The sequence below is a fragment of the Nostoc sp. LEGE 12454 genome, from assembly GCF_056620565.1.
In genome coordinates this window covers 107,418-126,855 of record NZ_JBWQXL010000004.1, presented here as the reverse complement: position 1 = coordinate 126,855, position 19,438 = coordinate 107,418, and the positions used below count along the sequence as shown (strand labels likewise).

At 41.3% G+C, this 19,438-nt stretch carries 17 protein-coding genes and 1 pseudogene; 7 read left to right on the top strand and 11 right to left on the bottom strand.

The genetic code is table 11. The features are described 5' to 3' along the window. Positions 1-23 precede the first annotated feature (23 nt). From AC1F2U_RS06045 to AC1F2U_RS06025, 5 genes and pseudogenes are all read right to left on the bottom strand, one after another. A pseudogene (locus tag AC1F2U_RS06045) lies at positions 24-233 on the bottom strand (transposase); the annotation flags it as partial. Between the two features lie 154 nt (positions 234-387). After that, complete coding sequence (locus tag AC1F2U_RS06040; RefSeq protein WP_480260286.1) at positions 388-591, bottom strand: hypothetical protein; 204 nt, start codon at positions 589-591, stop codon at positions 388-390. Between the two features lie 25 nt (positions 592-616). After that, positions 617-916 (bottom strand): 2Fe-2S iron-sulfur cluster-binding protein, encoded by a 300-nt coding sequence (locus AC1F2U_RS06035; protein ID WP_480260285.1) that lies wholly within the window; start codon positions 914-916, stop codon positions 617-619. 109 nt (positions 917-1,025) lie between these two features. Next, the gene (locus AC1F2U_RS06030; protein ID WP_480260284.1) at positions 1,026-1,874 is read right to left on the bottom strand and encodes a uroporphyrinogen-III synthase; all 849 of its coding nucleotides are present in this window, start codon (positions 1,872-1,874) and stop codon (positions 1,026-1,028) included. 288 nt (positions 1,875-2,162) lie between these two features. Next, positions 2,163-2,393, bottom strand: a complete 231-nt coding sequence (locus AC1F2U_RS06025) for a hypothetical protein (RefSeq protein ID WP_480260283.1) — start codon at positions 2,391-2,393, stop codon at positions 2,163-2,165. Positions 2,394-2,577: 184 nt separating this feature from the next. Between AC1F2U_RS06025 and AC1F2U_RS06020 the strand changes: the two genes are divergently transcribed. Beyond that, positions 2,578-3,480 carry a S1C family serine protease gene (locus tag AC1F2U_RS06020; protein WP_480260282.1) on the top strand — a complete coding sequence of 301 codons (903 nt, stop codon included), beginning with the start codon at positions 2,578-2,580 and terminating at the stop codon, positions 3,478-3,480. On the opposite strand, the gene AC1F2U_RS06015 is transcribed toward AC1F2U_RS06020, so the two are convergent. Further along, positions 3,410-3,760 (bottom strand): hypothetical protein, encoded by a 351-nt coding sequence (locus AC1F2U_RS06015; protein WP_480260281.1) that lies wholly within the window; start codon positions 3,758-3,760, stop codon positions 3,410-3,412. The genes AC1F2U_RS06020 and AC1F2U_RS06015 overlap by 71 nt on opposite strands. A gap of 98 nt (positions 3,761-3,858) precedes the next feature. Between AC1F2U_RS06015 and AC1F2U_RS06010 the strand changes: the two genes are divergently transcribed. From AC1F2U_RS06010 to AC1F2U_RS05985, 6 genes are all read left to right on the top strand, one after another. Then, positions 3,859-4,695 carry a S1C family serine protease gene (locus tag AC1F2U_RS06010; RefSeq protein ID WP_480260280.1) on the top strand — a complete coding sequence of 279 codons (837 nt, stop codon included), beginning with the start codon at positions 3,859-3,861 and terminating at the stop codon, positions 4,693-4,695. Continuing rightward, the gene (locus tag AC1F2U_RS06005; RefSeq protein WP_480260279.1) at positions 4,692-5,324 is read left to right on the top strand and encodes a response regulator transcription factor; all 633 of its coding nucleotides are present in this window, start codon (positions 4,692-4,694) and stop codon (positions 5,322-5,324) included. Before AC1F2U_RS06010 ends, AC1F2U_RS06005 begins: the two co-directional genes overlap by 4 nt. Before the next feature lie 256 nt (positions 5,325-5,580). Then, the gene (locus AC1F2U_RS06000; protein WP_480260278.1) at positions 5,581-5,763 is read left to right on the top strand and encodes a hypothetical protein; all 183 of its coding nucleotides are present in this window, start codon (positions 5,581-5,583) and stop codon (positions 5,761-5,763) included. 497 nt (positions 5,764-6,260) lie between these two features. After that, the gene (locus tag AC1F2U_RS05995; RefSeq protein WP_480260277.1) at positions 6,261-12,227 is read left to right on the top strand and encodes a hybrid sensor histidine kinase/response regulator; all 5,967 of its coding nucleotides are present in this window, start codon (positions 6,261-6,263) and stop codon (positions 12,225-12,227) included. Next, entirely contained in the window at positions 12,227-13,759 is a 1,533-nt protein-coding gene (locus AC1F2U_RS05990) for a hybrid sensor histidine kinase/response regulator (RefSeq protein WP_480260276.1), read from the top strand. The genes AC1F2U_RS05995 and AC1F2U_RS05990 overlap by 1 nt, the downstream gene beginning before the upstream one ends. Before the next feature lie 93 nt (positions 13,760-13,852). Next, on the top strand, positions 13,853-15,082 hold the full coding sequence (locus AC1F2U_RS05985) for a glycosyltransferase family 4 protein (RefSeq protein ID WP_480260275.1): 1,230 nt from the start codon (positions 13,853-13,855) through the stop codon (positions 15,080-15,082). Between the two features lie 114 nt (positions 15,083-15,196). On the opposite strand, the gene AC1F2U_RS05980 is transcribed toward AC1F2U_RS05985, so the two are convergent. From AC1F2U_RS05980 to AC1F2U_RS05960, 5 genes are all read right to left on the bottom strand, one after another. Continuing rightward, entirely contained in the window at positions 15,197-15,754 is a 558-nt protein-coding gene (locus tag AC1F2U_RS05980) for a L,D-transpeptidase (RefSeq protein ID WP_480260274.1), read from the bottom strand. 320 nt (positions 15,755-16,074) lie between these two features. After that, the gene (locus tag AC1F2U_RS05975) at positions 16,075-16,614 is read right to left on the bottom strand and encodes a hypothetical protein (RefSeq protein ID WP_480260273.1); all 540 of its coding nucleotides are present in this window, start codon (positions 16,612-16,614) and stop codon (positions 16,075-16,077) included. A gap of 1,067 nt (positions 16,615-17,681) precedes the next feature. Beyond that, positions 17,682-17,963, bottom strand: coding sequence for a hypothetical protein (locus AC1F2U_RS05970; protein ID WP_480260272.1), 282 nt, complete (start codon positions 17,961-17,963; stop codon positions 17,682-17,684). Next, complete coding sequence (locus AC1F2U_RS05965) at positions 17,956-18,189, bottom strand: hypothetical protein (protein ID WP_094352841.1); 234 nt, start codon at positions 18,187-18,189, stop codon at positions 17,956-17,958. The genes AC1F2U_RS05970 and AC1F2U_RS05965 overlap by 8 nt, the downstream gene beginning before the upstream one ends. A gap of 370 nt (positions 18,190-18,559) precedes the next feature. Then, a complete protein-coding gene (locus AC1F2U_RS05960; RefSeq protein ID WP_480260271.1) occupies positions 18,560-19,327 on the bottom strand; it encodes a ChaB family protein in 768 nt (255 codons plus the stop codon). Positions 19,328-19,438 lie beyond the last annotated feature (111 nt).

Below are 19,438 nucleotides of genomic sequence, written 5' to 3'. Positions count from 1 at the left end.
CAGTTACGCTTGTTATCAAAATGCCCTGCTTTAGACCATCGGCTGAAGCGAGTATGAATCACACGAAAATCGCCAAATCTTGATGGTAAGTCACGCCAAGGAATGCCTGCTCGGTAACGAAATAACACTGCTTCGACAAACAATCGATTATCTTTTGCTGTGGCTCCCACATAACCCTCTCGCCCAGGTAGCAGGTTTTTGATTTTCTCCCACTGGTCATCTCGTAGTGCATATCAACGTGTCATCGTTGTCAAGAATCTTGATTCTTTTTTAGCAATTCTGATTCCAGTTTACCTAATTGATGACACGCCCTAGTACTCTTCGCCTATTGTGCGCGTAGTTGTTGAATGTCGGTGGTGGAATTGTGGAAGCGGTTGTAAGTTTTAGCTAATCCTTCAAAGAATGCAAATTATCAAAACGTTGCTGCACATTTATAACCACTTGCGATCGCAGCTTAATTTCCACACCTTTTTTGAAGTAACGTATACAATGGACACCTTCTACCGCCAGCAACGGAGGCAGTAACCCAATGAGCAGCATTTTCAGCCGGAGAAATAAGATTTTAAAAGGGTTGGGGCTTAAGTATGACACTAATCCCCTTAACCCTTACCCGTTCTTAAGCGTTAAGCGCTTCTTCTTGATGGGTTTCGATAACGCAATCAGAAGTAGCGTAGGCAACGCAGGTGAGAACCCATCCTTCGTCCATTTGATCGTTGTCTAAGAAATTCTGATCTGATTGGTCAATTGAACCTGAAATCAGCTTGCCGGTGCAGGTAGAGCAAGAACCAGCGTTACAGGAATAGGGCAAGTCCAGACCATTTTCCTCGTTAGCGACCTCTAGAATATACTCATCATCAGGAACGTCAATTACTTTTTCGCCGTCTGGGGTACGCAATGTAACTTTGTAAGTTGCCATGTAAAAATTCCTAACTCAATATAAACTCCATTTTCGATACTACGGGTTTATGTGCAGCTAGTCTAGAGTGAAATCTGGTTGATTATTTTACATCTTGAGACGCTTCGTTTTAATCGGAAGTAAGAGTAAAAAATGCTGCGATCGCTTCAGCAAATCCCTCAAATGAACTATAATCTCTAGCTACGATAAAGACATTCATACCCAACTTTTGGGCATTAGCAGTGGTGTAAGGGCCAAAACATGCAACAACACAATGTTCGTAATCGCTTTGCGAGTTGACCATTGTCAAAAAGCTTTCTACTTCCGCCGTGCTACTAAAAGCAATTACATCAATAATTCCTTCACGTATCAGGTTTAATTCCATACCGTAGATAGTTTTGTCTAAAGCCTGCGTAATATATGTGGGTACGCGAGTTACTTCTATGCCCAATTGTTGCAAATCCGTAATCAAATTGGGTACAACATCAGGTTCAGGCAAACCCACAACTTCTGGAGCCGGGATTAGCACTTTTTTTTCGTGAATTTGCGGAATTTTCGCTAATTCAGCTACAATTCCGGCTGGGCTAGATTCTGTTGGAATTAAATCCACCTTGCCAGAAAAAGACAATAAGCTTTCTGCATCTTTTCCTAATGCACATAAGTGGCATTTTTGTACTAAAGATATAGGAATATTCAAATCATTTATACGCTGAAAAAATGCTGTGATTCCGTTTCGACTCGTGAAGAGAATCCAATCAAATTCGTTTATATCGGCTAAAGCGGCATCTAACTGAGTGTAGTTTGATAAATAGCAGGTTTCGATAGTAGGCATGAGAATAGGTAAACCACCTTGTTTGATGATTTGTTCGGATAACCTATAAGCATAATTTCTCGGTGCTGTTACTAAAATTCTCTTGCCATAGAGAGGTAAATTTCTCGATGGAGTCAGCAGGTTGATTTGTTTTGATTGGGTGTGCATTTGTTTCTTGAAACAGAATTCAGGAGTCAGGAGTCAGAATTCAGCATGAATTCTGTATGACGGCTAAATTGAGCGCTCACTCTAGTCGTCGTAAGCTGAATAATATAGCGCAATATCAAGATATAGAGACGCGATTCAATCGCGTCTTGAAAGACCAATTATCTACACCAATAAGCACAAGAATTCAGCAACACCAAAAAGCTGGTGTAATATCATGTCCGCTTGATTACTTACTAAACCCCAAGAACCCCACCCCGCCAACGGGGCTACCGTGTATACACAAATCTTTTAAAGTTGCTGCGTAACGTTGGGTGGGTTAATTTTTGTAGGGCGATGCAACAAACGTGCGGGGCGATGCAACAAACGTGCAGGGCGATGTAACAAACGTGCGGGGCGATGCAACAAACGTGCAGGGCGATGTAACAAACGTGCGGGGCGATACAACAAACGTACAGGGCGATGCAACAAACGTGCGGGGCGATACAACAAACGTGCAGATGAAGCGACTTGTGTATACACCGTAGGCCGGCGGGGAGGGGCTGGGGGTGGGGTGCAATGACTATGGGAATCACAACTAATTACCCGGACATAATGTAAATCCTAGCCATTTTTCTAGGGTGAATTACTCCCCATTTTTCTGATGTCATCTGTGTTGAGAAAACGGCACGATCTGAATATCTAAAAACGTTCGCACAAAAATCTTATGTCTTCATTACTAGCTTTGTCCAACAGTTTAGCTGATACCGTAGAACAAGCTGGAAGTGCTGTGGTTGCGGTGAATGGGGGTACACGTGTTTCCCCAAGCGGCATTCATTGGCGTAATGGCATTATTGTTACCTCTGATGAGTGCCTCCAGCGCTATGACGATATCACGATTACCTTATCAAATGGTAGTACTGCACCAGTAACACTCGTCGGTCATGACTCTAGCACCGATATCGCTGTTTTTAAACTAGAAAATACAGAAATACCTGTGGCAAAAGTTGGCGATGCTAAAACGCTCAAAGTTGGTCATCTGGTACTGGGACTGGCAAGAGGTGGCGAAGGTGACTTAAGGGCGGCTATGGGTGCAGTGAGTGTGGTTAGCGGTGCTTGGCGGAGTATGAATGGCGGGAATATTGACCAATTTATCCGCCCAGACATCACCCTTTACTCTGGGTTTGCGGGTGGGCCGCTCGTAGATGCGGCTGGTTTTGTGGTAGGGATGAATACATCGGGGCGGCGTGGTACTGCTCTGACAATTCCCACTGCGACAGTCGATCGCGTGGTTGACCAATTAGTAGCAAAAGGACGCATTTCTAAAGGCTACTTGGGTGTGGGAATGCAACCTGTACGTTTACCAAATAACCTGAAAACTGCTCTCAATTTAAGTTCGGCAACTGGGGTAATTGTTGTCAACGTTGAGGCTGCGGGGCCTGCTGACAATGCAGGTATACTGCTTGGCGATGTTTTGGTAACATTCGATGGCGTAACTGTGGGCGATACAGGTGATGTGTTGGCGTTGCTCAATAGTAGCGATCGCATTGGTAAAGCTATCAATGTGCAAGTTGTCCGGGGTGGAGTCTTAATTGAGTTAGCGATCGCAGTTGGCGAACGACCTGTGTAATTCGTAATTCGTAATTCGTAATTCGTAATTTGGAACTCGAACGTTGAGCCTTTGAACTCGGAACTTCCACCTTTTTACTCGAACGTTGAGCCTTTGAACTCGGAACTTCCACCTTTTTGCTCGAACGTTGAGCCTTTGAACTCGGAACTTCCACCTTTTTACTCGAACGTTGAGCCTCTGAACTCGGAACTTCCACCTTTTTGCTCGGACGTTGAGCTTCTGAACTCGAAACTTCCACCTTTTTGCTCGGACGTTGAGCCTCTGAACTCGGAAGTTCCACTTTTTTGCTCGAACGTTGAGCTTCTGAACTTGGAATTTCGACCTTTTTGCTCGAACGTTTGACTGATTTTACTTTGACACGCTCAAAAATTGTATAACATGGCAAACACAACATTAATTAACGTCGCTGCTGAATTGACAGAGGTAGCTGCTAAACTACGCGATCGCACTGTTAAAGTAAAAAGCGGCTCTCTGGGAGTCGGTTCTGGTGTCATTTGGCAACCTGACGGACTAATTATCACTAATGCCCATGTCGCAACCAGCAACCGCGCAACTGTGGAATTGGCAGATGGAAGGGTATTTGATGCGGTGCGGACTCAATTCGATCCGCAGCAAGATTTAGCAGCTCTAAAAATTGTTGCCACTGATTTAACTGCTGCAACTATCGGCAATTCTGAAGCGCTACGAGTCGGTGAATTAGTCTTGGCGGTGGGTAATCCCTTTGCTGACAGTGGCGCTGTGACAACTGGAATTATCTATGCAAATAATCCACGAGCAGTTATGGCTGATTTGCAGCTGTATCCTGGAAACTCTGGCGGGCCACTTGCCGACTGTCTCGGACGAGTCGTGGGAATTAATACGATGATTGTTAATGGTTTGGCTGTGGCAGTTCCCAGCAACACCGTTGAGCGTTTTTTACAGGGAAATAGTCGTCCGCAGCTGGGAGTTACACTGCAACCTGTGCTTTTAAGTAGGCGTAGCTTGGGTTTATTGGTGCTGTCAATTTCACCTAATAGTGCGGCAGAAAATGCTGGTGTACAAATCGGCGATGTTTTAATTGGAGTTTCGGGGCGATTATTCACTAGCATGAATGACTTAACCAAATATCTCCATGAAAGTAAAGGATCTGTGCCGCTACAACTCCTACGGGGTAGACAGCAATTCGTGATTTATGTTGCCGTGCAGTCCGATCGAACTGCTGTGGAGGCGACATGATCCGAGTGATGGTAGTTGCTACTTCCCCTGTGGTGCGCGCAGGGTTATCAGCTGTGGTAACTACCAATCCTCGGTTGACGGTTGTGGGGAGTGCATCCGATTTGGATGTCTTGGCGATTGAAGTTGGACAATTACAGCCGGATGTCGTGCTGGTAGATTTGAGCGGTAATTTTCAACAAGCGGTGTGGGAAAAATTGCTAGTTATTCAAGAACAGCAATATCCATTTGCAACGATCGTCATTGTTGAAGAACTCGACAGCATCGACTTAGAGACAGCGTTACGTTCTGGTATCCGGGGAATATTGCCCAGTACTAGTACAGAGTCAGAAATTGTTGCGGCTGTGGAAGCGATCGCTTTTGGTTTACTGGTGCTGCACCCGGATGCTGTAGAATTACTGTCTATCCGCGAAAAAATAGTAACAAATCCCGTACAAAGCTTGACACCACGGGAGATAGAGGTTTTAGGAATGCTTGGATCGGGGTTGGGAAATAAAGCGATCGCGAAACACCTGCATATTTCTGAGCATACCGTCAAATTTCATCTCTCATCCATTTTTCAAAAGCTCACTGTCTCCAGCCGCACTGAGGCTGTTGCTGTGGGTGTGCGACTGGGTTTGATTATGCTTTAATCTTTAGACTTCTTGGCATTGTGGGGAAAAGGGTAAGGGGTGAATGGCACTAAGAAAAGGTGAAACGTCGTCAGGGCAGGGTGTTGGGGATAGGGTGTAGGCTGAGTGTGTTTCAGACAATTGAATGCGAGTACGTCAAAAAGTTCAACATCTTTCTAATTCCCTACACCCGAACCTGCAACCCCACACCCTTTCATCCAGTAATACCAGAGATTTACGCTTATCAAGCGTGCCATTCGGTAAGGGGTAAAGGGTAATGGCACTAAGAAAAGATACAGCCCTTGCTCTGACTGGTATGACTGGTTCCCTGCCTCTAGGCAGGGAACCCATTCTGGCAGGCTCCGCTTCCAGTAGCTTGACAAGAGGCAGAGCCTCTTTTAAATCCATTCCCAGCCTCCAGGCTGGGAACAAGAGGACACAAGCCTTTGGGCTTTTTTAGTGCCATTCGGGTAAAGGTGTGGAATTTTCCCAAACCCAGTAACCTTTCCCCAACATCTTGTAAAAATAACTTTTGCAAGATATCTATTTAGGACTTACGCACACTTTACGAATTCTTGGCGTCTTGGCGTCTTGGCGGTTCGACAAATTAAGCTTTTGGGCGATTTTTGCGTAAGTCCTACTATTAAAAATATGAGATCGTTATCAATACATAATTCAGTTGGGTATTCTGACCGAAAAGCCGATAGCGCAGCGTCTATACAGTTCAGAATGAGCAACAAAACCCAGATGTAGAGACGCGATTTATCGCGTCTTGAAAGAATAATAAGCTTTAACGCAAACGTATATTTCCAAATGTTGAGCTTTATTTAGCCTTAGAGAAATTTTGGGCTGGCTGGGAATGCTAAAGAAAGCACTTGATTGTCCTTTTATTTGACAGTTGTGGATAACGTTCATTAGCATCATACCCAGTTCATCGTACTACTTAGGCTTAGAAAAATGATACCTGTCCTTCCCGGTTACAACTTTATTGAAGCTCTGCATGAAGGTGTGAATACCGTTATTTATCGAGCTTCCAAGCAGTCAGATCGAAGTCTTGCGATCGTTAAAGCCCTGAAAGCTGAGTATCCCAGCCTCGAAGAACTAACCCGACTCAGACATGAATATAAAATATCGCAGACATTGGTAGATATAGAAGGAATTGTCAAGTCCCTAGCTTTAGAAAATCATCATAACGGTCTAGCCCTAATTTTGGCAGACTTTGGTGCAGAATCTCTGAAAAAGTATATTAGCGATCGCCAATTATCATTAACAGAATTTCTCACAATAGCCATTCAGCTAGCATCCACTCTCACTCAACTGCATCAAGCCAAGATTATTCATAAAGATATTAAACCTGACAATATAGTTATTAACGCAAAAACCGGACAAGTTAAAATTATCGACTTCAGTATTGCATCGCGGTTAGAAAAAGAAAATCAAAGTATCAGCAATCCCAATTTATTAGAAGGCACTCTCGCCTATATGTCACCGGAGCAAACCGGACGAATGAATCGGTCAATTGATTACCGTACCGACTTCTATTCTTTAGGCGTTACTTTTTATGAAATGCTGACAGGTGCGCTGCCCTTTAATGCCGCTGACTCTCTAGAATTTGTTCATTGTCATATTGCCAAAACACCAATAGCGCCTCAAGAGTTCAATCCCAAAATTCCTTCAGCGGTTTCTGACATTGTAATGAAATTGTTAGCGAAAACTGCTGAAGATAGATATCAAAGCTCTCTCGGGCTAAAAGCCGATTTAGAAACCTGTCTGACTCAGTTACAGACGGATGGCGAGATTTCCCATTTTATTGTCGGTCAACTAGATTCATACAGCCAATTTTCCATCCCGCAAAAACTCTACGGACGGGAAATAGAAGTTGCTACTTTGTTAGAAGCATTCGATCGCGTCAGTTCTGGTAGTACAGAAATGATGCTAGTTTCTGGTTACTCAGGCATCGGTAAATCGTGCTTAGTTTACGAAGTTCACAAACCGATTGTGCGCCAGCGGGGTTATTTTATCTCCGGTAAATTTGACCAGTTCAAACGGAATATTCCTTTTGCTTCTCTAATTCAAGCATTTCAAGATTTGATGCGGCAATTGCTAACAGAAACCGATGACCAAATAGCCGTTTGGAAATCAAAATTAATAGATGCCCTTGGCTCCAACGCTCAAGTGATTATAGACGTTATTCCCGAATTAGAACGGATTATTAGCCCGCAGCTAGCAGTTCCTCAATTAGGGTCGTCAGAATCACAAAACCGATTTAATCGGGTGTTTCAACAATTCATTCATGTATTTAGTCAACCCGAACATCCGCTAGTTTTGTTTCTCGATGACTTGCAGTGGGCGGATTCAGCTTCCCTCAAGCTTATCCAGTTAATTATGACCGATCCAGATAGCCAATATCTATTACTAATTGGTGCATATCGAGATAACGAGGTAAATGCCACTCATCCTTTGATTCAGACCTTGGAGGAGATTCAACAAACTGGTGCGATCGTAAATAACATTATCCTCCAGCTTTTGGATATCGCTCATGTCAATCAGTTAGTAGCCGATACTCTTCGTAGTGAACTTTTAAAGGTAAAGCCGTTAGCTGAGTTAGTTTTTACAAAAACCCAAGGCAACCCCTTTTTCTTAACTCAGTTACTCAAATCTCTTTATCAAGATAACTTATTATACTTTGATTTTGAACGCGGTTTTTGGCAATGGAATATTGAATTTATTCAGGGAGTTAATATAACTGATAATGTTGTTGAATTGATGGTCAGTCAAATTCAAAAGCTATCTGAAAAAACACAGAATGTATTAAAGTTTGCCGCCTGCATTGGAGACAAATTTACTTTAGATATGTTGGCGATGATTAATAAAACATCTCAGTCAGAAACAGCAGCCGATTTGTGGGAAGCTCTGCAATCAGGTTTGGTTCTACCCCTCAACAATTCCTACAAAACACCGCTCGTTTTCGACTCAGAAGAAATGGAGACTGAGAACAGGCGATCGCCCATTAATCATCACCCATCACCCATTACCTATAAGTTCTTACACGACCGGGTACAGCAAGCGTCTTATTCTCTCATTCCAGATGACCAGAAAAAACAGACTCATCTAAAAATTGGTGAATTGCTACTAATACATACCTCAGAAACGGACATTGAAGAAAACATTTTTGAAATTGTCAACCAACTGAATGTTGGTGCTGAATTCATCACCCAACAGCCTCAAAAAGATAGACTGGCTCAACTCAATCTTATAGCTGGACAGAAAGCAAAAGCAGCAACAGCGTATGAATCATCTGTTAAATATTTAAATGTAGGTTTGGAACTACTTGCAGCAGATAGTTGGCAGTGTCAGTATGACATGACACTCAACCTCTATGTAGAAACAGCAGCAGTAGAATTCCTCAACACTAATTTCGAGCGAGCAGAAATACTTTCTAATGTAGTTTTATCCCAGGCAAAAACCCTACTCGATCGAGTCCAGGTGTATGAGACAAAAATGCAGTTTTATATTGCTAAAAACCAAATGCAAGCTGCGTTAAATACCGGATTACAAGTGCTAAAAATGCTAGGGTTGCCTTTATCGGAAACCCCTCCGACGAGACTGACTAGATTGAATTTAGGAGGAAAACGAATTGAGGATTTAACAGAATTGCCAGAAATGACTGATGTTTATAAATTAGCCGCACTGCGAGTCTTAATCAACCTGATTCCTCCGGTTTATATTGCAGCTCCCGAACTTTATCCCCAGGTCGTTTTTAAAATGACCAATCTCTGTCTCAAATATGGGAACTCTCCTATGTCATCTTATACGTATGTACTTTATGGAATGTTCCTATGTGGCGTTTTTGAAGATATAGATTCTGGCTATCAATTTGGTCAGCTAGGCTTAAAGCTGTTGAATCAATTCAATGCTAAGGAAATGACGGCGAAAATCTATGAAACATTTAATTATTTTATCAGGCATTGGAAAGAACCAGCTATTAATACTATAGAACCGTTAATTGAGGGTGTACAAAAAGGGCTGGAAACAGGAGATTTAGAGTATGCTTCTTACTCGGCTTGTTTTTATTGTACGCATTTGTTTTTTATCGGTGAAAATCTAGAAATAGCTCTCCAGAAACAAGCGCATTATATTGCTTTGATGCAAAGAACGAAACAAGAGTTTCAAATTATTTATGCTAAGATAGTTCGACAGACAGGCTTGAATTTAATTAAAAAAACATCGGAACCATATCGATTAATTGGCGAAAGTTTTGATGAAAATAAAATGTTGCCAATTCTGATAAATAGCAATAATTATATGGCTATTTATCCGATCTATGTTTCTAAACTGATTCTGGGTTATTTATTTAAAAATTACGATCGCGCTGCTGAGGATGCCTTGCTGGCAGAAAAATACGAACAAGGTGGACGAGGGTTGATGTACAGAGCCGAACATAAGTTCTACTCCTCTCTGACTCTCCTAGCTTTGTATCCCAGCGCATCACAAAGCGATCGCCAACAATATTTCAGTCAAGTAGCAGCGCAGCAGAAAAAAATGAAGCAATGGGCGTTGCATTCTCCTGCGAACTATCAGCATAAATACGATCTAGTGGAAGCAGAAAAGGCGCGAATATTGCAACAAGATGCCAAAGCGATCGCATTTTACGATCGAGCCATAACTGGAGCCAGAGAACATGGATATATTCAAGAAGAAGCCCTAGCCTCGGAACTAGCAGCAGAGTTCTATTTTGCTTGTGGTAGAGAGAAAGTTGCTAATACCTATCTCAGCGATGCCTACTATGGATATGGTTGCTGGGGAGCCAAGGCAAAAGTTAAAGACTTGGAAAAAAGATATCCTCAACTATTTCGGATATCAAAGCGAGAAAGCGTCAGTACGAACGTAACTCGGATAATTAACTCTACGAGTGAAAATGCTTCAGACTCGCTGGATTTAGCCACAGTTATGAAAGCATCTCAAGCTCTTTCTGGAGAAATAGTTTTGAGCAATTTGCTAACTAAATTAATGACAATTGTGCTAGAAAATGCTGGCGCTCAAACAGGCTACTTAATTTTAGAAAAATCAGGAGACTTGTTAATAGAAGCATCAGGAGCAGTAGACAAAAACGATATAACTGTGCTACAAGGAATTCCAGTATCAACCAGTCAACAGTTACCAATTTCACTGATTAACTATGTAGCCCGAACTAAAGAAAATGTTGTCCTCAGCAATGCAACTCGTGAAGGAACATTTACCACAGATAGATACATCGTCACCCATAAACCTAAATCGGTTTTATGTACACCGCTCATCCATCAAGGAAAACTTAGTGGCATTCTTTATTTAGAAAATAATTTGACTATTGACGCATTTACATCAGATCGCTTAGAAGTATTACAACTGTTATCTTCTCAAGCGGCGATTTCCATTGAAAATGCTCGTCTTTATAAAGATTTAAAATTAGCCAACACTAACTTAGAAGCTAAAGTGCAAGAGCGAACTTTAGAGTTACAGGAAAAAAATGTGCATCTGCAAAAAGCAGAAGAAATCGCCCAATCAGCCAACCGCGCTAAAAGTGATTTTCTTGCCAACATGAGCCATGAACTGAGAACACCACTTAATGGCATTTTGGGTTATGCCCAAATCCTCAAGCGTGAAAAAAGTTTAACTAACTCACAAAAAGATGGTGTGAATATTATTCATCAGTGTGGCGACCACCTTTTGAACCTGATCAATGACATTTTAGACCTCTCTAAAATTGAAGCGAGAAAAATGGAACTCCACCTAACAGATTTTCATTTTCCAGAATTTCTCGAAGGCATTGCCGAAATCTGCCGTATCCGCGCCGAACAAAAAGGTATTTGCTTAATTTTTGAAGAGATTACTCAACTTCCTATAGGTGTCAAGGCTGATGAAAAACGGTTGCGACAAGCTTTGATTAACTTACTGGGTAATGCCGTTAAGTTTACTGAAACTGGAGGCGTGGCTTTCAAAGTCGGCTATCAGGAAGGTAGAATTCGGTTCCAGGTGGAAGATACAGGAATTGGCATGGCACCAGAGCAATTAGAAGAGATATTTTTGCCATTCCAGCAGGTAGGAGATCGCGATCGCAAAGCAGAAGGAACGGGATTGGGACTGGCAATTACCCGTCAATTAGTTCAGATGATGGGTGGGGAAATCCAGGTGAAGAGTACTTTAGGGAAAGGGAGCGTTTTCTTCTTTGATTTAGATTTACCTGAAGTTTCTCAATACGCTGATGTTGTCAAAAAAGAGCAACGAAATATCCAAAGTTTTAAAGGCGATAAGCGGAAAGTTATCGTGGCAGATGATAGAGCAGAAAATCGTGCAATTTTGGTTAAGATGCTATCGCCTTTAGGATTTGAAATTGTGGAAGCAATCGATGGCCAGGATTGTCTCAATAAGGCATCTGAATCGAATCCCGATTGTATCTTAATGGATTTGTTGATGCCTCAAATGAATGGCTTTGAAACTACTCGTCGCATTCGGCGATCGCCTGAACTAAAGGATGCGATCGTAATTGGCACTTCTGCCAGCGTTTTTGATTTCGATCTCAACAAAAGTAAGGAAGCGGGTTGCAATGATTTTCTACCTAAGCCCATCCGCATAACAGAGCTTTTAGAAAAGTTACAGTATCACTTAAAACTGGAATGGATTTATGAAGATGGTGAAACTCAAGTATCAAAAGGTAATCAAGAAGAAAATTCTCAGCAATCATTGGTAGCTCCCTCCGCAGAGGAAATAGCCACTCTATTGAATTTAGCAATGAAAGGCGATCTCAAAGGTATTGTAGAGCAAGTCGATCGCTTGGAAAAATTGGATGTTAAATATGCACCTTTTTCTCTAGAGTTGCGTCAATTAGCAAAAGGTTTTCAAGTTAAAAAAATCCGTGAGATTTTAAAAAATATAGGAGTAAATTAATGAGTATTACAAACATTGAAAATGGCATTATCTTAATCGTTGATGACAACCCGACAAATTTAGGAGTGTTATTTGATTTCTTGGCTGATTCTGGCTTCCAAGTTCTAGTAGCGCAAGATGGCGAGGATGCAATTGAACAGGTCGAATATGCTCTCCCCGATCTAATTTTGTTAGATGTACTCATGCCTGGTATGGATGGGTTTGAAACTTGCCAGCATTTGAAAGCTCAAGAATCAACTAAAGACATCCCCGTAATCTTTATGACGGCGCTTTCTGAGACAGTGGATAAGGTCAGAGGGTTGAATCTTGGAGCGGTGGATTACATCACTAAGCCGCTTCAACATGAAGAAGTTTTAGCCCGTGTCAAAATCCATTTAAGCATCCGAAACCTGACTAAGAAACTGCAAGAACAAAATGTGCATCTGGCACAGGAGATTCAAGAACGAACTAAAGCAGAGAACGCCCTCTTAAAACTGACATCTGAGTTAGAAGAACGCGTGGAAGAAAGGACGGCTGCACTTTTTCAATCTAATCAGCTGTTGCAACAGGAAATCCAAGAGCGTATTTGTACAGAGCAAGCATTACAAGAATCAGAAGCACGCTATCGAGAACAAGCCAATCGGCTAGAACTTGCCTTTCGCGAACTTCAAGAAACTCAAAGCCAACTGGTTCATAGTGAAAAAATGTCCAGTCTGGGACAATTGGTGGCGGGTGTCGCCCATGAAATTAACAATCCCGTCAACTTTATCTATGGAAATCTGACTCACGCCTATGAATATACCCAAGGCTTGCTCGACCTCTTGAACCTCTATGCTAAGTACACTCCCTCACCGCTACCTGAAATTCAACAACTTACTGAGGCGATAGATTTAGAATTTCTGAGTGAAGACCTACCTAAATTGCTGAGTTCGATGAAGGTTGGGGCTGACCGCATCCGCGAGATTATTCAGTCGTTACGGATTTTTTCTCGCGTGGATGAAGCCCAAATGAAGCTGGTGGATATTCACGCTGGGCTAGATAGCACGCTGCTGATTTTGCACAATCGCTTTAAAGGCAGCTCTAACCAACTAGGAATTCAACTCGTTAAAGAGTATGGCGACCTACCGCTTGTGGAGTGTTATGCAGGACAACTCAACCAAGTGTTTATGAATCTATTGGCGAATGCAATTGATGCTTTGGAGGAGTATGACAAACAGCGATCGCCCCAGGAAATTTACTTGTGCCGCAGCACGATTCGGATTCGCACCGAAGTAACTGACAATAATTTTGTGACTATTAGGATTGGCGATACTGGCCCCGGTATGACAGAAGAAGTACGCGAACGTCTATTTGACCCCTTCTTTACAACAAAACCCGTGGGTAGAGGCACGGGTTTAGGCTTGTCGATTAGCCAGGAAATTATTGTCTCTAAACATGGTGGTCAGATAACGTGTATCTCTGCACCTGGTCAGGGAACAGAGTTTATGATTAAAATTCCGATGCGATCGCACCCTTTAGAATTGACTTTGGCTGCACCGTCCTATTTTGCCTAAACCAAAAACTTTTGAAAACGAGTCTAATCAAATGATGACATACAGCCTCCAATCAAGTCATGGTGTATGTATCACATTTGAGCGATCGCTTGTATGAACATTTTAATGCTATCTTCCACCTTTCCCTACCCACCAACGCGCGGAGGAACCCAAGTCAGGACATTTAATTTACTCAAGTATTTGAGTCAACGACATACCATTACCCTCGCGACTCAACGCGAGGGCGATGTTACAGACGCAGAAGTAGCAGGGTTACGCGATTGTGTAGATCGTCTAGCTATTTTTGAACGCCCACCAGATTCTCGAAATACCGGAATACTGAAGAAAATACAGCGATTTGGGAGATTTTTGCAGCAGGGAACACCCCCAAGTGTACTTAACCGCTACTCAGTTGAGATGCAAACATGGGTTGATAACTGGGTGGAAGCGGGAAAATGCGATGTAATTACCTGCGAACATAGCGTCAATGAAATTTATGTGCAGCCACATTTTCAGAAACAGCTAAAAACTATTGTTAATGTTCATAGTTCCGTTTACGCTACCTGTCGGAACCAACTAGCAACAGGCATTTCAGAAAATTCACTCAGAGACAAAATTAATCTCCCACTTTTGCGGCGTTATGAGCAAAACTACTGCGCTAAATTTTCGGCAATTGTGGCGACAACAGCAGAAGATAAAATTCAACTACAAGAATTCAACCCCAATAGTGAAATTGCAGTTATTCCCAATGGTGTAGATTTAGTTTCTTTCCCTAACCGTACCACCGATCCAGGAGGACATCGCTTAATTTTTATTGGGGCAATGGATAACTTAGCAAATATTGATGCTGTCTGCTTTTTCAGCAACGAAGTCTTGCCAGAAATCCAAAAATTCTATCCCAATACAACTTTCGATATTGTCGGTTCTCATCCCGTAGCAGAAGTTTTGGCACTTGATAAAAAACCAGGAATTAATGTGCTGGGGCGTGTACCTTCGATGGCAGAATATTTACATCAAGCCACCATCTGCGTTGTACCGATGCGGACTGGGTTTGGGATTAAAAATAAAACTTTAGAAGCAATGGCAGCTGGTATACCTGTAGTAGCCAGCGATCGCGGCTTAGAGGGTTTAGCTGTAGATGCTGCAAGTCATCCATTACGGGCATTACGAGCTAATAAACCCGCAGAGTACGTCACCGCGATTAGTCAACTATTCGATCGTCCACATCTGCGTTCAGAATTGTCTCACAACGGCAGACAACTGGTAGAAACAGAATTCACTTGGGATATTGCTGGTAAAAGCTATGAACAAGTTTGTCTTGCGAGAAGTAATACTAATCTGTAATTTGTAATGACCGAACAATTTGAGATTTTAGATTTTGGATTAAAATGAAAAGCCGCAACTTGGGTTAATAACTAGCTACCCTCGACTAAGACTTTCGTCATAACCCTATATCAGCTATCGCACCACAGTAACTGGTGTTCCCATATTAACCTGATAGAATAATTCTCTAACATCGTTGTTGTACATCCGAATACAACCGTGTGAGGCAGCCTTACCTACTGAATCAGGATTAGGGGTACCGTGAAAGCCAACCCAATTTTTACCGTTTGTCCAAAATCCAATCCAATATTTGCCAAGTGGGTTTTCAGGGTCTCCTCCTGGGATAGCTTTACCTGTAAAAGGGTTTATCCAAGTAGGGTTCTCTAACATTGTACGCACTCGGAAATTACCAATTGGGGTTTCCCAGTCTTGGCGACCTACTGCTATTGGATAACTTTTAATTCGGTTTTTTCCTCGATATAGGGTTACTCGACGGTTGCGAAGGCTGATCTCTAGGTGAAGAGGTTGAATAATTAAATTATTATTAATATTACCATTAGCCGCTTGAGAGACTAAATTTTTAGTTGAAGTATAAGAAGGAACTCTTAGTTCAGAAGCTAACGACATAGCCGGATTAAAATTTAATCCAGATGCACAAATAAAAATAACTAACTTATCTAATTGCTTGAACATTTTCAAATTCTAAATTTTGTCTATCAATATTTTAGTACCAAGTTAATTATCAATTATTTAATTTTTGAGCTTATTATACTCTGTAGCTATTTGAGGAATCATTCTGATGAACAGAATAGTCAAAGCATTAGATATGTAATTTTGTGAGGAAAGTAAAATAAAATTGTCAAAAGTAGTTGCAGTAGAAATTGAATCAATTGATAGGAAATCTCATCTTTTCTACTGCATTTACTGTTGATAACAGTCATGATTTGAAATCATCTAAGTAGAGGAAGCAAGCTTAACAAGCTCTCTAGCCCATATCGTATAGGGCTAAGAAATTACCAGAGCGCTCTGACACCTCCACCAGTGTTTTGTCCACCTGTAGTGTTGTTACCTCCTGTATTGTCCTGCGTTCCGGTAGTGCCATTATTTGGATATTGCTGCGTTCCGGTAGTACCATTATTTGTTCCACTAGTGCCATTATTTGGATACTGCTGTGTTCCAGTACCATTATTTATTCCACTAGTGCCATTATTTGGGTACTGCTGTGTTCCACTAGTACCAGTTCCACTAGTGCCATTAGTGCCATTATTTGGGTACTGCTGTGTTCCATTAGTACCATTATTTATTCCACTAGTACCACTTCCACTAGTGCCATTATTTGGATACTGCTGCGTTCCGGTGGTAGAATCACCTCCTGTAGATTGCCCTGCTTGAGAGTACAATCTATCACCTATGAGGACTTGACTAGTTTCCAAATTTCTAGAAATGGATTGGGGCAGAGCGTATACTGGAAGACTTATTAAAGCACCAGTACTAGCAACTCCCACGAGGCTAGCAAGCATTTTGAGCAAATTTTTACTGTGGTTTAAGTTCATTGGTATCTCCTGAGCCTGAGTTTGAAGTTAAATGGTTCTTATGCTACTAAGCTATTTGTTGAAATATAGAAAAATTTTCTATTTCTCAACTCCAAGCAAGGATCTAAATCAAAAGTATTGAGCCGAAAAGTTGTTATTTAATTAATAAGTTAGCTGAATTAATTTTCTTACCCTTCTGCCTAAAGTATGGTCTGGTGTTAAATTAATTTGTGATGTTTTAGACAGTGTTTGTTTAGTTAGTTTTTAAGCAATCTATTTCTTTAGATATATGTTTTATATACTTGTTTGTTTATTAAAAAAATAATGTTTCAAATTTTATATAGCAATCCTAAATGAGTCGTGAAAAATATAGATAAGGAAGCGAACCGCCAAGAACGCCAAGGACGCAAAAGGAAGAAAAAAGAAAGAGATATATAATTTTCACAAATGATTTAGGATTGCTATATAGCGTTTCTTAATATAGTGAGGCTTAACCTCTCTCTTTGGTAAAGCTATCCATTACCCGGACTTTTCTAAGATTTGCAAGAGGGATTAATGCCTTCTTAGGAAAGGAATAAGACGATTTTATAACCAGATGCTCAATCCACTTGATTAGCAGTGTAAATGCATCTAAATATTGACAAGTCTGGATAAGAGTTGAATTCACCAAAACCCTGTTCAGATATGACTCACGGTTATGTATCCAATTGATGAGTTTTTTATTTTTACTAAAGAGTTATAGATTTTAAAATAAGCTAATTCATCTTTTTAGAGAAGATCGGATTTGTTTTGTTTATAATCTCATCAAGTTTTACAGTTATCGAAAAAGGCAGAGGGCAAAAGGAATACTGTCTTCTGCCCTCTGCCTCCTGCCTTCTTCAATTAGATAACTTGAGAATCCTTTTTATTTTTTATTTGTAAATAAAATGCCTTTGCCCTGCCACTAACTCTAGATAAATTGTTATTGTTGTTTATTGTCTTTTTAGGGCAAATGTGCAGAGACGTTGCAATACAACGCCTCTACATCAGCCGTGCAAATTATCTTATCTAAATCGTATTGGTTTTTAGTTAGCTTGTGAATAAGCACCTCAATTATTTTCAAACTTAGTCGAACAACCTAACACAAGTAATTTCTTATGCTTACGCTTATTCTTATTCTTGAGAGTAGTCAAATAATTATCAACGTAGCGAAAAGCAGCTGCACCGTCGTAATCAGCAATGGCTATGGCTTGCAAGAAAACCTTTGAGGGAATTTCAAACCCTAAAAATTTTTCTGTTAAGATTAATAAATCTTCATCTGTGGCAGGGAAGGTAGTTTCTTCTGTATCTTCTGAATCAGAAAATATATCATCAATTAATGCTTTATACACTTTGTACCTCCCCAAAAGCATAAGATGCAAAGCCTGTAATAAAGTTTAGCTGCTGATCGCGAGTTTGTAAGTTAACTGGGAGTTCAGTACCAGCACATCCGATTTCCCGTAAAATCTCTAAACAATAAGCACCGAGTTGAGTGTATGGAGCTTGCTCCAATTCTTGAGCTACTTCTAGAGCCATCTCCAGATTGACTTGGATAACCGTCTTTACAGGGTTGGTCATAAATCCGCCCTAATAAACTGGATGCTCTAAGTTTTGATCGCAAACACAAATAGCGTAACGGTGTTTTTGCGGAATTTATGAAGAGGGGAAATTAAAGTATCAGCGCATTTGCGGTAATGTACCCAAAGTTATGCAAACTAGTCCCAGAGTAGGCAATTTCTATCTAAGTGCGATAGCCTGCCATTATACGTATAAATATCTACAAATATTCCCATATTATTGCCAATATACTTACTTTTGGCGGGGTAAGCCACAAAGCCCACCCCACAATATTGGATAATTTATTTGTTATCAATCCCTGATATCTTGTTTTGCACAGCATAACAAGAGAGGCAAGAGGCACTGTTTCGACTTCTGCCTCCTTCCTTCTTTAGGCTTTGACCTTAGCTTTAGACCAGACACCATTTTCATCTTCTTCATATTGTTGATGAACAGTCTCCCAAGCAGCTTGTTCGGCTGTGAACTCGTCACTTTTTTCATTAAGTACAGCATTATATCGTTCAATGAATGTACTCTGGGCTTCATCAGAAAGATGAGCGCGAACTTCAGGAGACAAGTCTGCTGGACTGTTACACTGTCCAGAACAAGAACGAGCTAGAGTTTTCTCAATCGTGTTAATTTCTTCGCCACCAGCACTTTCGAGCAGCAATTGAAATTCGCCAGTGCGATCGCTCGGAACTTCTGCCATCACGAAAAATTCGCCAGCTTGTAAGCGAGTTTGGTAGATAGCCGCTTTATCTTCTGGCATTCCCAAAGTAGTCAGAACCGATACTAGACCTGCACCTGCACTACCTGCGATCGCTCCACTAGCAGCCCCCAACAGCACTGCACTAATAGGCCCTGCTGACACAATTGGCCCGACAAAGGGAATAAACAATAAGCCTACACCCGTAAGCAAGCTGAGAAAGGAACCAAACAAAGAACCAAAAACTGCTCCTGTTCTCAAACCTCCCACTATCACATCTTTTTTACTAATAAAGCCAGCAATTCTCGTTTCCGACTGGAAATTTCTGCCCATGACCGAAATATGATCTCTAGGCACACCCCTGTCTAATAAACGTCGAATCACATCATCAATTTGCTTCTGCTCTTTGAATACAGCAGAAATAGTACGTTCTGCTTTGTATACTTCTGACACTTAAAAACTCCTTGTATTATGTTGTTTTGGCAATGATGATGACCAATCAATTTTATTTATATTAGACTTCTTGCAGAAGTGGGGGAAAGGGGAAGGGTTAAAGGGAAAAGG

Coding starts and splice junctions, on each gene's coding strand:
- AC1F2U_RS06020 (WP_480260282.1), top strand. CDS start 2,578: ATGTCTTCATTACTAGCTTTGTCCAACAGTTTAGCTGATACCGTAGAA.
- AC1F2U_RS05985 (WP_480260275.1), top strand. CDS start 13,853: ATGAACATTTTAATGCTATCTTCCACCTTTCCCTACCCACCAACGCGC.
- AC1F2U_RS06005 (WP_480260279.1), top strand. CDS start 4,692: ATGATCCGAGTGATGGTAGTTGCTACTTCCCCTGTGGTGCGCGCAGGG.
- AC1F2U_RS06030 (WP_480260284.1), bottom strand. CDS start 1,874: ATGCACACCCAATCAAAACAAATCAACCTGCTGACTCCATCGAGAAAT.
- AC1F2U_RS05995 (WP_480260277.1), top strand. CDS start 6,261: ATGATACCTGTCCTTCCCGGTTACAACTTTATTGAAGCTCTGCATGAA.
- AC1F2U_RS06010 (WP_480260280.1), top strand. CDS start 3,859: ATGGCAAACACAACATTAATTAACGTCGCTGCTGAATTGACAGAGGTA.
- AC1F2U_RS06035 (WP_480260285.1), bottom strand. CDS start 916: ATGGCAACTTACAAAGTTACATTGCGTACCCCAGACGGCGAAAAAGTA.
- AC1F2U_RS05965 (WP_094352841.1), bottom strand. CDS start 18,189: ATGACCAACCCTGTAAAGACGGTTATCCAAGTCAATCTGGAGATGGCT.
- AC1F2U_RS05990 (WP_480260276.1), top strand. CDS start 12,227: ATGAGTATTACAAACATTGAAAATGGCATTATCTTAATCGTTGATGAC.
- AC1F2U_RS06000 (WP_480260278.1), top strand. CDS start 5,581: ATGGCACTAAGAAAAGATACAGCCCTTGCTCTGACTGGTATGACTGGT.
- AC1F2U_RS05980 (WP_480260274.1), bottom strand. CDS start 15,754: ATGTTCAAGCAATTAGATAAGTTAGTTATTTTTATTTGTGCATCTGGA.
- AC1F2U_RS05975 (WP_480260273.1), bottom strand. CDS start 16,614: ATGAACTTAAACCACAGTAAAAATTTGCTCAAAATGCTTGCTAGCCTC.